A 13,245-nucleotide genomic window follows, 5' to 3' on the forward strand; every position below is an offset into this window, starting at 1 on the left:
TTGATAGGATGTCCGGCGCGCTGGGGGAATGTCCCGAGTGGCAAAGGGGGGGGACTGTAAATCCCCTGGCGCAAGCCTTCGTAGGTTCGAGTCCTACTTCCCCCACCACGCACCGGTACCGAACCTTAGTCCCGGAGGCTCGCAGGAGCGCCGCCCAATGCGGGTATAGCACAATGGTAGTGCAGCAGCCTTCCAAGCTGAGGATGCGGGTTCGATTCCCGCTACCCGCTCCAACCCTCTAGCCCAGCCGGCAGGACCCCATGGCCAAAGAGAAATTCGAACGCACTAAGCCGCACTGCAACATTGGCACGATTGGTCACGTTGACCACGGCAAGACGACGCTGACGGCTGCGATCACGATGACGCTTGCGAAGACGGGCGGCGCGACGGCGAAGAAGTATGACGAGATTGACGCGGCTCCTGAGGAGAAGGCGCGCGGGATCACGATCAACACGGCGCACGTCGAGTATGAGACGCAGAACCGTCACTATGCGCACGTGGACTGCCCCGGGCATGCCGACTACGTGAAGAACATGATCACGGGTGCGGCGCAGATGGACGGCGCGATCCTGGTGGTGAGCGCTGCGGACGGCCCGATGCCGCAGACGCGGGAGCACATTCTTCTGGCTCGCCAGGTGGGTGTTCCGGCCCTGGTGGTCTACATGAACAAGGTGGACCTGGTGGATGACGCCGAGCTTCTCGACCTGGTCGAGATGGAGGTGCGCGAGCTCCTGTCGTCCTACAACTTCCCGGGCGACGACATTCCGATCGTGAAGGGCTCGGCGAAGGTGGCCATCGACGGTGGCGACCCGATCCTGGGCGAGAACTCGATCCTGGAGCTGATGACGCAGGTTGACGCCTACATCCCGCAGCCTGAGCGTCCTGTAGACCTTCCGTTCCTGATGCCTGTGGAAGACGTGTTCTCGATCTCGGGCCGCGGCACGGTTGTGACGGGCCGGATCGAGAAGGGCATCGTGAAGGTGGGCGAGGAAGTCGAGATCGTCGGCATCCGTCCTGTCCAGAAGACGGTGTGCACGGGCGTTGAGATGTTCCGCAAGCTGCTGGACCAGGGCCAGGCGGGCGACAACGTGGGCGTGCTGCTTCGCGGTACGAAGCGCGAGGACGTGGAGCGTGGCCAGGTTCTCTGCAAGCCGGGCTCGATCACGCCGCACACGAAGTTCGTGGCTGAGGCCTACATCCTGACGAAGGAAGAGGGCGGCCGTCACACGCCGTTCTTCACGAACTACCGTCCGCAGTTTTACTTCCGGACGACGGACGTGACGGGGATCATCCGCCTGAGGGAAGGCGTTGAGATGATCATGCCGGGCGACAACGCCGAGCTGGACGTTGAGCTGATCACGCCGATTGCGATGGACCAGGGCCTTCGGTTCGCCATCCGCGAGGGTGGCCGGACGGTGGGCGCCGGGGTGGTGTCGAAGATCATCGAGTAGGTCTTCGTCCACCCCCGGCCCAGCCGGGAAACAACAGGGGCCGCGGAGGAAACTCCGCGGCCCTTTTTGCTGGATGCGCCGCCCGGTCAGCGGACCTGGCGCACCGAGGTGATGGCCTCGGCCAGGCCGAAGCGGTGCAGGTCCGGGGCGTCGCGGTCGAAGACCTGGCAGCGACCCCGGAAGTTGGCGTCGACGCAGACTTCCCAGGCGCCACCCCCGACGATGCGCAGGCTGTGGGCCTTGTCGTTGAACTGCCGGGGCAGGTTCGAGTACTCGGACCGCGTCTCGAAGGCCGGGCCCTGGAAGTCGACGCTCGGATACATGAGCAGTGTCGACGGGCGGAACCCACCGCCGCCGCCGCCGCCGCCACCCCACGGTGGGGGCGGGGGAGGCGCCGGCGGATAGGGCGGATAGGTCGGGTAACCGCCGCCTTGGCCATCCATCGGCCGCAGGGAGCTGATGGCGAAGCCCAGTCCGAAACGGCGCAGGTCCGGCACGTCCCGGTCAATGACCTGGCAGTTGCCCCGGAAGTTCGCATCGGAACAGACCTCCCAGGCCATGCCCCGGGCGACACGCAGGCTCAGGGCCCGGTCGTTGAAGTACGATGGCAGGTTCGAGTACTCCCGGGTGGTCTCGAAGTTCTGGCCGGTGAAATTCAGCCCCGAGAACAGGGTGGCCTGGGGCTGGGCGTAGGGCGGACGCCCGCCGCCCTGGTTCCCGCCGTTCCAGGACCCGCCTCCGCCACCGCCTGAGCGGCACTGGAGCTGGCCATCGATGTTGCTGATGTAGGTGCAGTTGCCGACGCGAAGGCTGGTGTTGGTCCAGCGACCATAGCGGTCCTGGCACTGGGCGGTCATGACCGCGTTCGGGCCATAGCCCACGGTCGAGACGTTCCGGCAGGTGTTCCAGTAGTCTCCTTGGGGCGGCGGTGCGCCGCGTTCCTGGGCGACTGCGGGTCCGGCGGCGACGCCGAGCGCCAGGGCGGCGGCGGCGAAGAGGCCCGGAAGGCGCATCATGGTGTCTTCTCCCTCATTGGCGCGTCGGCGACCGACGCACTCGCCATATCCTTGAACGAGCGTGCGAAGGACGCAAGACCGCGCGCCCCTTGCTCCGCACGGGTGGCGCTGCTAAACGAGCCGGCTCCGGAGAACCGGGCCTGCGAGGGCCCGCCTCCGGCGCGTCCGCGCCCTTCGGGGTCGGGGCACAGGAGTGTAGCTCAGCTGGTAGAGCATCGGTCTCCAAAACCGAGGGCCGGGGGTTCGAGTCCCTCCACTCCTGCCACGGGCTGACTATGTAGGTGTTCGGGGATCCGGCGGTTCGGGTCCCGGAAGAGAGAGTTTCAGGAACGGCCATGGCCAGGAACAAGGGCTCAAAGCCTCAGGCGATGAAGGAACGGGCGGCGCGGACCGCGGCCGCCGTCTCGCCCTCGTCCGCCCTGGCCGCGGGGGCGGCGCCGAAAAAGCGTGTCGGTCTGCTCCAGTTCCTCCGCGAGGTCCGCGCCGAGGCCCGCAAGATCACCTGGACCACGCCGCGCGAGACCTGGATCACCTCTGTCTTCGTGGGGATCATGGTCGTGCTGGCCGCCGTCTTCCTCCAGCTCGTGGACCTGATCCTGGGCTGGAGCCTGTCCTTCATCCTGAACTTCGCCAACGGGGGTTGATTCTGCCATGAACGCCGAAGCACCCGTCGCGGCCAACCCGCGCCACAAGTGGTACATCGTCCACGCCTATTCCAACTTCGAGAAGAAGGTGGCCGAGGCCATCCGCGAGCAGGCCCGCGCCCAGGGCCTTGAGGAAAGGTTCTCGGACATTCTCGTGCCCACCGAGGACGTCGTCGAGGTTCGTCGCGGTCGCAAGGTGAACGCCGAGCGCAAGTTCTTCCCGGGCTACGTCCTGGTGAAGATGGAGCTCACCGACGAGGCGTACCACCTGATCAAGAACACCCCCAAGGTCACGGGTTTCCTGGGCAGCCAGAACAAGCCCCAGCCGGTTTCCGAGCGCGAGGTCGCCCGGATCATCGGCGCCATTGAGGAGGGCGTGGAGCGGCCGAAGCCGACCATCACCTTCGAGATCGGCGAGACTGTCCGGGTCACCGATGGCCCCTTCGCCAGCTTCAACGGCTCGGTGGAGCAGGTCGACGAGGATCGCGCCCGCCTGCGCGTGACCGTGTCCATCTTCGGACGCGCCACGCCGGTCGAGCTCGAATACGGCCAGGTCGAGAAAGTCGCCTGACCGACAACCGTCCCCGGGCTTCGGGCCGGGGACTTCAAATCCGTGGGAGGGGAGGCCAGTCTGACCCCGCACCACGGCTCAACAGACCGGGCGTCCGGTCAAAGAGGAGAAGATGGCCAAGAAGATTCTGGGCTACATCAAGCTGCAGGTGCCCGCCGGCTCCGCCACCCCTTCGCCGCCCATCGGGCCGGCCCTGGGCCAGCGCGGCGTCAACATCATGGGCTTCTGCAAGGAATTCAACGCCCGCACCGAGAAGGAAGTCAAAGGTACGCCCCTGCCGACGGTGATCACCGTCTACCAGGATAAGTCCTTCACCTTCATCACGAAGACCCCGCCCGCGACCCACTTCATCAAGGAAGCCCTGGGCCTGAAGTCCGGCTCCAAGGCGCCGGGCCGTGACGTGGCCGGCAGCATTTCCCGCGCCCAGCTGCGGGATATCGCCGAGAAGAAGATGAAGGACCTGAACGCCGTCGACATCGAGGCGGCCGCACGCATCATCGAGGGCTCCGCCCGCTCGATGGGCCTCACCATCGTGGAGGGCTGACGCATGACCCGGCAAACCAAGCGCACCAAGGCCTGGACCGGCGACCGCCTGGCCGCCCATCCCGTCGGCGACGCCATCCGCCTCGTCAAGGAAAACGCCAAGGCCAAGTTCGACGAGTCCATCGAGATCGCCGTGAACCTGGGCGTTGATCCCCGCCACGCCGACCAGCAGGTCCGCGGCGTGGTCAACCTGCCCTCGGGCACCGGCCGCGACGTCCGCGTCGCCGTCATCGCCCGCGACGCCAAGGCCGACGAGGCCAAGGCCGCCGGCGCCGAGATCGTGGGGGCCGAGGAACTGGTCGAGCGGATCCAGGGCGGCTTCATGGAGTTCGACCGGGTGATCGCCACTCCGGACATGATGGCCCTGGTCGGCCGTCTGGGTAAGGTGCTGGGCCCGCGCGGCCTGATGCCGAACCCCCGCGTCGGCACCGTGACGCCCAATGTCGGCCAGGCCGTCAAGGACGCCAAGGGCGGGGCCATCGAGTTCCGCACCGAGAAGACAGGCATCATCCACGCCGGCATCGGCAAGGCCAGCTTCACCGACGAGCAGATCGCCGCCAACGTGCGCGCCCTGGTCGACGCCCTGAACAGGGCCAAGCCCTCCGGCGCCAAGGGCACCTACATCAAGAAGATCAGCCTTTCCTCCACCATGGGGCCAGGCTTCCGGATCGACACCGGCTCGGTCAGCGCCTGAGGCGTCGGACCCGGTTTCATCGGGACTTCAGGGGGGGTGGCGCCGCAGGGCGCCGCCCCCTTTTCACGTCAGGGCGCTGTCCGAGGCTTGACCGCCGGGCCCGTCCGGGGTTCCTCGGCCCTCGCACCTTTCGCCCAGGGAGATCCCCATGAGACGCGCCGCCATCGTCAGCCCGATCCGCACTGCCGTGGGCAAGTTCCAGGGGAGCCTGGCCAGCCTGACCGCCGGTGAGCTGGGCGCCGTGATCCTGCGCGCCCTGATGGAGCGCACCGGAGTCGATCCGGGCCGGGTGGACGACGTGATCTTCGCCCAGGGCTATGGGAACGGGGAGGCGCCCTGCATCGCCCGCTGGTCGGCCCTGGCGGCCGACTTTCCGATCTCCGTGCCCGGCTACCAGCTGGACCGCCGCTGCGGTTCGGGCCTCCAGGCGGTGATCGATGCCGCCATGATGGTGCAGACAGGCGTCGCCGACGTCGTCATCGCCGGCGGCGTCGAGAGCATGAGCAATGTCGAGTACTACTCCCTCGACATGCGCAGCGGGGCCCGCGCCGGCTCGGTGACGATGCATGACCGCCTGGCCCGCGGCCGGGTGATGAGCCAGCCCATCGAGCGCTTCGGGGTCATCTCCGGCATGATCGAGACGGCCGACAACCTGGCGCGCGACTACCAGATCAGCCGCGAGGAATGCGACGAGTACGCCGCCATGAGCCACCAGCGCGCCGCCGCCGCCTGGGCCGCCGGCAAGTTCGACGACGAGCTGGTGCCCGTGCCGGTCAAGCAGAAGAAGGGCGACCCCATCCTGTTCGCCAAGGACGAGGGCGTCCGGCCGGACGCGACTCCGGAATCCCTTGGGCAGCTTCGGGCCATCGAGAAGGGCGGGGTGGTCACCGCGGGCAACGCCAGCCAGCAGAATGACGCCGCCGCCGCCTGCCTGGTGGTGGCCGAGGACAAGCTGGCCGAGCTGAACCTCGATCCCATGGGCTGGTTCGTCAGCTGGGCGGCGGCGGGATGCGATCCCTCGCGCATGGGCATCGGCCCCGTGCCGGCCGTCGAGCGCCTGTTCGCCCGCACCGGCATGTCCTGGGACGACATCGACCTGGTCGAGCTGAACGAGGCCTTCGCGCCCCAGGTCCTGGCCGTCCTTCGTGGGTGGGGCTGGGATGACCGCGACCGCTTGAACGTCAACGGCTCCGGCATCTCGCTTGGCCATCCCATCGGCGCCACCGGGGGCCGGATCCTGGCCAACCTCCTGCGCGAGCTGGACCGCCGGAAGGGGCGTTACGGCCTCGAGACCATGTGCATCGGCGGCGGCCAGGGCATTGCGGCCATCTTCGAGCGCCGCTGAGGCCCGGCCAAGTCTTGCCTTGCGGCGGCGCTTCGTGTAGCGACCGCGCCTTCAAGAGTTTCGCCCCTCCTTCTGGAGGCGGCGGGTTCGGGGGTTCGCCCCCGATCCTGTCCAAGAACTGCGGGGTCCCGGGGTCACCGGGGCCGTAATCGCCGGGGGAGCCCCTCCGGTATCGCGGGGAGACGGGAAGATGAGGTTGAACGGCCGGCGGCTTGCCGCGGACCGTCGCCGCGGCTTCTCACACGGACAGGTCGTCCCAGGCCCCCTCGGGGGCTGACGGGCGTGTGTACGGCTCCGGGAATGGTCCCGAAGCCGGTTCCGAGTATGGAGACCGCAATGGACCGCGCACAAAAGCAGGTGACCATCGAAGCGCTCAAGGGCGATTTCGCGGGCGCCGGCGCCGTGGTCGTGACCCACAACCTGGGTCTGACCGTTGCGGAAATGACGGAACTTCGCGGACGCCTCCGCAAGGAAGGCGCCCACTTCAAGGTGGTCAAGAACACCCTGGCCCAGAAGGCCCTGGCTGGATCCCTCGGCGAGGCGGGCGACGCCCTCTTCACCGGACCCGTCGCCATCGCCTTTGCGCCGGATCCCGTGACCGCCGCCAAGGTGGCCAGCCAGTTCGCGAAGGAAAACGACAAGCTCGCCATTCGTGGCGGCTTCATGGGCGAGACCGTTCTGGACGCCGCCGGCGTGGGGGCCCTGGCCACCCTGCCGTCGCTGGACCAGCTCCGGAGCAAGCTCATCGGCCTCCTGCAGGCGCCCGCGACCAAGGTCGCCGGCGTGCTCCAGGCTCCGGCCGGCCAGCTGGCCCGCGTCATGGGCGCCTATGCCGCCAAAGACGCCGCCTGACCGTCACTTTCCGAAAACCCCTCATCCCCTGATCCCAAGGAAACCAAACCATGTCCAAGCTCGAAAAGCTGGTTGAAGACCTCTCCGCCCTGACCGTCCTGGAAGCCGCTGAGCTGTCCAAGCTGCTCGAAGACAAGTGGGGCGTCTCCGCCGCCGCTCCGGTGGCCGTCGCCGCCGTGGCCGCTCCGGGCGCCGCTCCGGCCGAAGCCGCCGAGGAGCAGACCGAGTTCACCGTCGTCCTGACCGCCGGCGGCGACAAGAAGATCAACGTGATCAAGGAAGTCCGCGGCGTCCGTCCGGACCTGGGCCTGAAGGAAGCCAAGGACCTGGTGGAAGGCGCGCCCCAGAACGTGGTCGAGAACGTCTCCAAGCAGCAGGCCGAAGAGGTCAAGAAGAAGCTCGAGGAAGCCGGCGCCTCCGTCCAGATCAAGTAATCTGGCGGCGCGGTTTCGCGTCCCTTCAGGCGGGCCCGGGGATCACCCCGGGCCCGTTTTGCGTCCGAGGGCACTCAGTCCGGCGGCGATCAGGTCTTCCTCAGGGGCGGTGAGGGCGGTGCGCCGTCCCGATGGCCGGTCGGTCTCCCGCATGCCGTTCAGGGCCCAGCAGAGGCTCTCGCCGGTGCGCCGGTTCCAGAAGAGTCCGGTCATCCAGCCGTAGGCGTCGCCCAGGTGTCCCCGCCAGTCCGCGGAATCGGCCCCGAAGAAGGCGTCGCCGGCGACGCCGGGGCGACCGGTCAGCACCTGCACGCCGAGACCATAGGCCAGCATCACACCCCCCTCATTGTCCGCACCCTCCGGACCCATCCGCCAGACCGGGACCTCCATCTCCACCAGACGATCCTTGTCCGCGAGGAAGGTCCGGGCGAGGCGGTCCATGTCCGCAAGACTGAGTCTCAGACCTCCCTGCGGGGAGAAGGCGAAGCCGTTCTCGCCAGGACGTACATCTTCGGCCCTCAGGTTCGGGGTCTCCGGCGAGGCCAGGACAGCGGCCTCCGGCGCCGGCGGGGGATTGGAGTCGACCTGGGCCGCCCAGGTTCCGCCCTGAAGCCGCAGGCCCGGAGCCGCCCTCCGCCGGGCCGCCTCGGACACGCCGCTCCAGTTGTAGCCGGCGTCCGTTCCCGCGGGCGCCAGCAGCCGATCGTGCATCAGCCGGTCAAACCTCTGACCCGTCACGCGCTCGGCCCATTGGGCGAGGACGGCGAAGTTCGCGTCAGCGTAGGAAAACCTCGCCCCCGGGGGCCAGTCCGCCGGCCCGAACCATCCGGCGCGGACCGCAGGGGGCGCATCAGGACCGAGCACGGAGGCCAGGGTTCGCCCCGCCGGTACGGGATAATCCGGTCCGTTTCGCAGGCCGCTGGTGTGGGAAAGGAGGCTCCGAAGGGGAATCGGACGGTCCGGCCAGGCGGGGTGCCTGAGCCGGAAGCCAAGGCGGTCCGAGACATCGGCGTCGAGGCCGGCGGGAAGGGACTTGGCGATGGGCACGATCACCGTGGCCGCCACCATCTTGGAGACCGAGGCGACCCTGAAGGGACTGTCCTCACGGAACGGCCGGCCGACCGGCGCATCGCCCCGTATCCAGGCGCGCCGCCGACCGGGCGCCGAGGCGATGAAGCCGCTGCAGGGTCCAAAGTCAGGGGTGCGGTCCCGGGCGCTCATGGGTGCGGGGAGGGCGGTCGCCGCTCCCGCTGCCGCCAGGGACAGGAGGTCGCGCCGGCGCGGGGGCTTCATGTTGCGGTTTTTTGACATCAGGCCCTTCCCTTGAGGGGGATAATCGCATAGTTCCCGCCTTTCGCGATTCCACTGGCCCCGGCCAGCCGTTTCGTGCGCCTCTGTTCCGAGGCGCGGCCCTTAGCCCTGAGGCCGCGCGAGGGAACGCCCCCGGCGAGTAGGGGGCCTGCAGCGTCCAGCCTCCGGCTCCCCGGAGGTTCAAGGGTGGACGACAGCATGCACATTCCGCGCCCGGGGTCCGCCCCGCGCGCTGTTCAAGGGAAGACAATGGCTCAGTCCTTCACCGGCAAGAAGCGGATCCGCAAGTCCTTCGGCCGCATCCCCGAAGCCGTGCAGATGCCGAACCTGATCGAGGTCCAGCGCTCATCCTACGAGCAGTTCCTGCAGCGCGACGGGCGCTCGGGTCCGCGCCGGGACGAGGGCATAGAGGCGGTCTTCCGGTCGGTCTTCCCGATCAAGGACTTCAACGAGCGCGCCGTGCTTGAGTACGTCTCCTACGAGTTCGAGGAGCCGAAATACGACGTCGAGGAGTGCGTCCAGCGCGACATGACCTTCGCCGCGCCGCTGAAGGTCAAGCTTCGCCTCATCGTGTTCGAGACCGACGAGGAGACCGGCGCCCGCTCCGTCAAGGACATCAAGGAGCAGGACGTCTACATGGGCGATATCCCGCTCATGACCGAGAAGGGCACCTTCATCGTCAACGGCACCCAGCGGGTGATCGTCTCGCAGATGCACCGCTCGCCCGGCGTTTTCTTCGACCATGACAAGGGCAAGACCCACGCCTCTGGCAAGCTGCTGTTCGCCGCCCGTGTAATCCCTTACCGCGGTTCCTGGCTGGACTTCGAGTTCGACGCCAAGGACGTGGTCTACGTCCGCATCGACCGTCGCCGGAAGCTGCCCGCCACGACCTTCCTGATGGCCCTGGGCATGGATGGTGAGGAGATCCTTGGCACCTTCTACGACAGCGTCCGCTGCGAGAGGCGCGAGGGGGGCTGGACAACGCCCTACCGGCCCGAGCGCTGGCGCGGCGTGAAGCCGGCCTTCGCCCTGGTCAACGCCGACACCGGCGAGGAGATCGCCCCCGCCGGCCAGAAGATCTCGGCTCGGAACGCCAAGCGCTTCGCCGACGGCGGGCTGACCAGCCTGCTCCTGCCGCCCGAGGCCCTGACCGGCCGCTACATGGCCCGCGACCTGGTCAACATGGAGACCGGAGAGATCTACGCCGAGGCGGGCGACGAGCTGGATCCGGGCGTGATCGCCGAGCTTGAGGCCCAGGGCTTCACCGGCTTCGACCTCCTCGACGTCGACGAGGTCAACATGGGCGCCTACATCCGCAATACCCTGCGGATCGACAAGAACACCGCCCGCGAGGACGCCCTCTTCGACATCTACCGGGTAATGCGTCCCGGCGAGCCGCCGACGGTCGAGGCCGCCGAGGCCATGTTCAAGTCTCTGTTCTTCGACTCCGAGCGCTACGACCTGTCGTCGGTGGGCCGCGTGAAGATGAACATGCGCCTGGAGCTCGATTGCCCGGATGACGTGCGCGTCCTGCGCAAGGACGACATCCTGGCGGTGCTGAAGACCCTGGTGGGCCTGCGCGATGGCCGCGGCGAGATCGACGACATCGATAACCTGGGCAATCGCCGGGTCCGTTCGGTCGGGGAACTGCTCGAGAACCAGTACCGCGTCGGACTGCTGCGCATGGAGCGGGCGATCAAGGAGCGCATGAGCTCGGTCGACATCGACACGGTCATGCCGCACGACCTGATCAACGCCAAGCCGGCGGCCGCGGCGGTTCGCGAGTTCTTCGGTTCGTCCCAGCTCTCGCAGTTCATGGACCAGACCAACCCGCTGTCGGAGATCACCCACAAGCGCCGCCTGTCGGCCCTTGGCCCGGGCGGCCTGACGCGCGAGCGGGCCGGCTTCGAGGTGCGCGACGTGCACCCGACGCATTACGGCCGGATCTGCCCCATCGAGACGCCGGAAGGCCCGAACATCGGCCTGATCAACTCGCTGGCCACCCACGCGGTGGTCAACAAGTACGGCTTCATCGAAAGCCCCTACCGCCGCATCAAGGACGGCCGGATCACCGACGAGGTGGTCTACATGTCCGCGATGGAAGAGGCCAAGCACGTCATCGCCCAGGCCAACATCAAGCTGGAAAAGGGCGAGATCGCCGAGGACCTCGTCCCGGGCCGGATCAATGGCGAACCCTCGCTCCTGCCCAAGGCCGACGTCGACCTGATGGACGTTTCGCCCAAGCAGGTGGTCTCGGTCGCCGCCTCGCTGATCCCCTTCCTTGAGAACGACGACGCCAACCGGGCCCTGATGGGCTCGAACATGCAGAAGCAGGCCGTGCCGCTGATCCAGTCGGACGCCCCCCTGGTCGGCACCGGCATGGAAAGCGTCGTGGCCGTGGACTCCGGCGCCGTGGTCGTCGCCCGCCGCACCGGCGTGGTCGAGCAGATCGACGGCACCCGTATCGTCATCCGGGCCACCGAGGAGAGCGATCCCTCAAAGTCCGGCGTCGATATCTACCGCCTGCAGAAGTTCCAGCGCTCCAACACCTCGACCTGCATCAACCAGCGTCCGCTGGTCCAGGTGGGCGACAAGGTCGCGACGGGCGACGTCATCGCCGACGGCCCGTCCACGGAGCTCGGCGAACTGGCCCTGGGACGGAACGTCCTCGTCGCCTTCATGCCCTGGAACGGCTACAACTTCGAGGACTCGATCCTGATCTCCGAGCGCATCGTTCGCGATGACGTCTTCACCTCGATCCACATCGAGGAATTCGAGGTCATGGCCCGCGACACGAAGCTCGGGCCCGAGGAAATCACCCGCGACATCCCGAACGTCGGCGAGGAGGCCCTGCGCAACCTCGACGAGGCCGGGATCGTGGCTATCGGCGCCGAGGTCCTGCCTGGCGACATCCTGGTCGGCAAGGTCACGCCCAAGGGCGAGAGCCCGATGACCCCCGAGGAAAAGCTTCTCCGGGCGATCTTCGGGGAAAAGGCCTCTGACGTGCGGGATACCTCGCTTCGCCTGCCCCCCGGCGTCGCCGGCACGGTGGTCGAGGTCCGGGTGTTCAACCGCCATGGCGTCGACAAGGATGAGCGCGCCCAGGCCATCGAGCGCGACGAGATCGAGCGTCTCGGTAAGGACCGTGACGACGAGTTCGCCATCCTGAACCGCAACATGACCACCCGCCTTCGCACCCTGCTGACCGGCAAGGTCGCTATCTCCGGGCCCAAGGGCGTCGGGCGCGGGGAGATCACGGCGGCGAAGCTCGAGGAGGTCGCCCCCGGCCTGTGGTGGCAGATCGCCCTCGAGGACGAGAAGGCCATGGGCGAGCTGGAGGCCATGCGCCGCCAGTTCGACGAGGCCCGCAAGCGCCTCGACCGCCGCTTCGACGACAAGGTCGAGAAGCTGAAGCGCGGCGACGAACTGCCCCCCGGCGTCATGAAGATGGTCAAGGTCTTCGTGGCCGTGAAGCGCAAGCTGCAGCCGGGCGACAAGATGGCCGGCCGTCACGGCAACAAGGGCGTCATTTCCAAGATCCTGCCGATCGAGGACATGCCCTACCTGGAGGATGGCCGGAACGTCGACATCGTGCTCAACCCGCTGGGCGTGCCCAGCCGGATGAACGTGGGCCAGATCTTCGAGACCCATCTTGGCTGGGCCGCCGCCGGCCTTGGCCGCCAGATCGCCGAGGTCCTTGAGGCCTGGCGGAACGGCGGCCAGCGCAAGGCGCTGGTTGACCATCTGCGCGGCATCTATGGTCCCGACCAGGAGCTGCCGGACACGGACGAGGAACTGGTCGAACTGGCCCGGAACCTGTCCAAGGGCGTGCCCTTCGCCACGCCGGTCTTCGACGGCGCGCACATCGAGGACATCGAGAACCTGCTGGAGCAGGCGGGCCTTGCCCGTTCGGGCCAGTCGATCCTTTACGACGGCCAGACGGGAGAGCAGTTCAAGCGTCCCGTCACGGTGGGCTACATCTACATGCTGAAGCTGCACCACCTGGTCGACGACAAGATCCACGCCCGGTCGATCGGTCCTTACTCCCTGGTCACCCAGCAGCCGCTGGGCGGCAAGGCCCAGTTTGGCGGCCAGCGCTTCGGGGAGATGGAGGTCTGGGCCCTGGAGGCCTACGGCGCCGCCTACACCCTGCAGGAAATGCTGACGGTGAAGTCCGACGACGTGGCCGGCCGGACCAAGGTCTACGAGTCCATCGTCCGCGGCGACGACACCTTCGAGGCGGGCATCCCCGAGAGCTTCAACGTGCTGGTCAAGGAAATGCGTTCCCTTGGCCTCAACGTGGAGCTCGAGAACACCTGAGGCCCGCCCGCCTCCCGTCCCAGCGCGGGGGGAGGGGCCGTCAGCCCCTCCCGACCCGCTTCCG

Annotated in this window: 11 protein-coding genes and 3 tRNA genes; 12 read left to right on the forward strand and 2 right to left on the reverse strand. The window is 67.7% G+C overall.

What is annotated here, in order from left to right; all coding sequences use genetic code 11:
• The first annotated feature begins 22 nt into the window (after positions 1–22).
• The 3 genes from HYN04_RS05325 to tuf all read left to right on the forward strand — a co-directional run bounded on the left by HYN04_RS05325 (position 23) and on the right by tuf (position 1,451).
• Positions 23–108, forward strand: a tRNA-Tyr gene (locus HYN04_RS05325).
• A 51-nt stretch (positions 109–159) separates the two neighbouring features.
• A tRNA-Gly gene (locus HYN04_RS05330) sits at positions 160–233 on the forward strand.
• Positions 234–260: 27 nt separating this feature from the next.
• Positions 261–1,451: an elongation factor Tu gene (gene tuf / locus HYN04_RS05335; RefSeq protein ID WP_110449801.1), complete on the forward strand. Its 1,191-nt coding sequence runs from the start codon at positions 261–263 to the stop codon at positions 1,449–1,451.
• Between the two features lie 86 nt (positions 1,452–1,537).
• On the opposite strand, the gene HYN04_RS05340 is transcribed toward tuf, so the two are convergent.
• A complete protein-coding gene (locus HYN04_RS05340) occupies positions 1,538–2,467 on the reverse strand; it encodes a beta/gamma crystallin-related protein (RefSeq protein WP_110449802.1) in 930 nt (309 codons plus the stop codon).
• Positions 2,468–2,656: 189 nt separating this feature from the next.
• Between HYN04_RS05340 and HYN04_RS05345 the strand changes: the two genes are divergently transcribed.
• From HYN04_RS05345 to rplL, 8 genes are all read left to right on the forward strand, one after another.
• Positions 2,657–2,732 (forward strand) — tRNA-Trp (locus HYN04_RS05345).
• Positions 2,733–2,802: 70 nt separating this feature from the next.
• The gene (gene secE, locus HYN04_RS05350; protein ID WP_110449803.1) at positions 2,803–3,111 is read left to right on the forward strand and encodes a preprotein translocase subunit SecE; all 309 of its coding nucleotides are present in this window, start codon (positions 2,803–2,805) and stop codon (positions 3,109–3,111) included.
• Positions 3,112–3,118: 7 nt separating this feature from the next.
• Positions 3,119–3,682 (forward strand): transcription termination/antitermination protein NusG, encoded by a 564-nt coding sequence (gene nusG / locus HYN04_RS05355; RefSeq protein WP_110449804.1) that lies wholly within the window; start codon positions 3,119–3,121, stop codon positions 3,680–3,682.
• Positions 3,683–3,794: 112 nt separating this feature from the next.
• Positions 3,795–4,226, forward strand: coding sequence for a 50S ribosomal protein L11 (gene rplK / locus HYN04_RS05360; protein WP_110449805.1), 432 nt, complete (start codon positions 3,795–3,797; stop codon positions 4,224–4,226).
• Between the two features lie 3 nt (positions 4,227–4,229).
• Positions 4,230–4,919 carry a 50S ribosomal protein L1 gene (rplA, locus tag HYN04_RS05365; RefSeq protein ID WP_110449806.1) on the forward strand — a complete coding sequence of 230 codons (690 nt, stop codon included), beginning with the start codon at positions 4,230–4,232 and terminating at the stop codon, positions 4,917–4,919.
• Between the two features lie 148 nt (positions 4,920–5,067).
• A complete protein-coding gene (locus tag HYN04_RS05370) occupies positions 5,068–6,264 on the forward strand; it encodes an acetyl-CoA C-acetyltransferase (RefSeq protein WP_110449807.1) in 1,197 nt (398 codons plus the stop codon).
• 336 nt (positions 6,265–6,600) lie between these two features.
• Entirely contained in the window at positions 6,601–7,116 is a 516-nt protein-coding gene (gene rplJ / locus HYN04_RS05375) for a 50S ribosomal protein L10 (protein WP_110449808.1), read from the forward strand.
• A gap of 50 nt (positions 7,117–7,166) precedes the next feature.
• Positions 7,167–7,550, forward strand: a complete 384-nt coding sequence (rplL, locus tag HYN04_RS05380; protein WP_110449809.1) for a 50S ribosomal protein L7/L12 — start codon at positions 7,167–7,169, stop codon at positions 7,548–7,550.
• A gap of 42 nt (positions 7,551–7,592) precedes the next feature.
• On the opposite strand, the gene HYN04_RS05385 is transcribed toward rplL, so the two are convergent.
• Positions 7,593–8,861, reverse strand: coding sequence for a serine hydrolase domain-containing protein (locus HYN04_RS05385; protein WP_110449810.1), 1,269 nt, complete (start codon positions 8,859–8,861; stop codon positions 7,593–7,595).
• Between the two features lie 249 nt (positions 8,862–9,110).
• Between HYN04_RS05385 and rpoB the strand changes: the two genes are divergently transcribed.
• On the forward strand, positions 9,111–13,181 hold the full coding sequence (rpoB, locus tag HYN04_RS05390) for a DNA-directed RNA polymerase subunit beta (protein ID WP_110449811.1): 4,071 nt from the start codon (positions 9,111–9,113) through the stop codon (positions 13,179–13,181).
• The last annotated feature ends 64 nt before the right edge of the window (positions 13,182–13,245 follow it).

The organism is Phenylobacterium parvum (genome assembly GCF_003150835.1).
Lineage (GTDB): Bacteria > Pseudomonadota > Alphaproteobacteria > Caulobacterales > Caulobacteraceae > Phenylobacterium > Phenylobacterium parvum.

Excerpts from the sequence above, each read along its gene's own strand:
- rpoB (WP_110449811.1), top strand. The coding sequence starts at position 9,111 with ATGGCTCAGTCCTTCACCGGCAAGAAGCGGATCCGCAAGTCCTTCGGC.
- nusG (WP_110449804.1), top strand. The coding sequence starts at position 3,119 with ATGAACGCCGAAGCACCCGTCGCGGCCAACCCGCGCCACAAGTGGTAC.
- rplJ (WP_110449808.1), top strand. The coding sequence starts at position 6,601 with ATGGACCGCGCACAAAAGCAGGTGACCATCGAAGCGCTCAAGGGCGAT.
- rplL (WP_110449809.1), top strand. The coding sequence starts at position 7,167 with ATGTCCAAGCTCGAAAAGCTGGTTGAAGACCTCTCCGCCCTGACCGTC.
- rplK (WP_110449805.1), top strand. The coding sequence starts at position 3,795 with ATGGCCAAGAAGATTCTGGGCTACATCAAGCTGCAGGTGCCCGCCGGC.
- secE (WP_110449803.1), top strand. The coding sequence starts at position 2,803 with ATGGCCAGGAACAAGGGCTCAAAGCCTCAGGCGATGAAGGAACGGGCG.
- rplA (WP_110449806.1), top strand. The coding sequence starts at position 4,230 with ATGACCCGGCAAACCAAGCGCACCAAGGCCTGGACCGGCGACCGCCTG.
- HYN04_RS05340 (WP_110449802.1), bottom strand. The coding sequence starts at position 2,467 with ATGATGCGCCTTCCGGGCCTCTTCGCCGCCGCCGCCCTGGCGCTCGGC.
- tuf (WP_110449801.1), top strand. The coding sequence starts at position 261 with ATGGCCAAAGAGAAATTCGAACGCACTAAGCCGCACTGCAACATTGGC.
- HYN04_RS05385 (WP_110449810.1), bottom strand. The coding sequence starts at position 8,861 with ATGTCAAAAAACCGCAACATGAAGCCCCCGCGCCGGCGCGACCTCCTG.
- HYN04_RS05370 (WP_110449807.1), top strand. The coding sequence starts at position 5,068 with ATGAGACGCGCCGCCATCGTCAGCCCGATCCGCACTGCCGTGGGCAAG.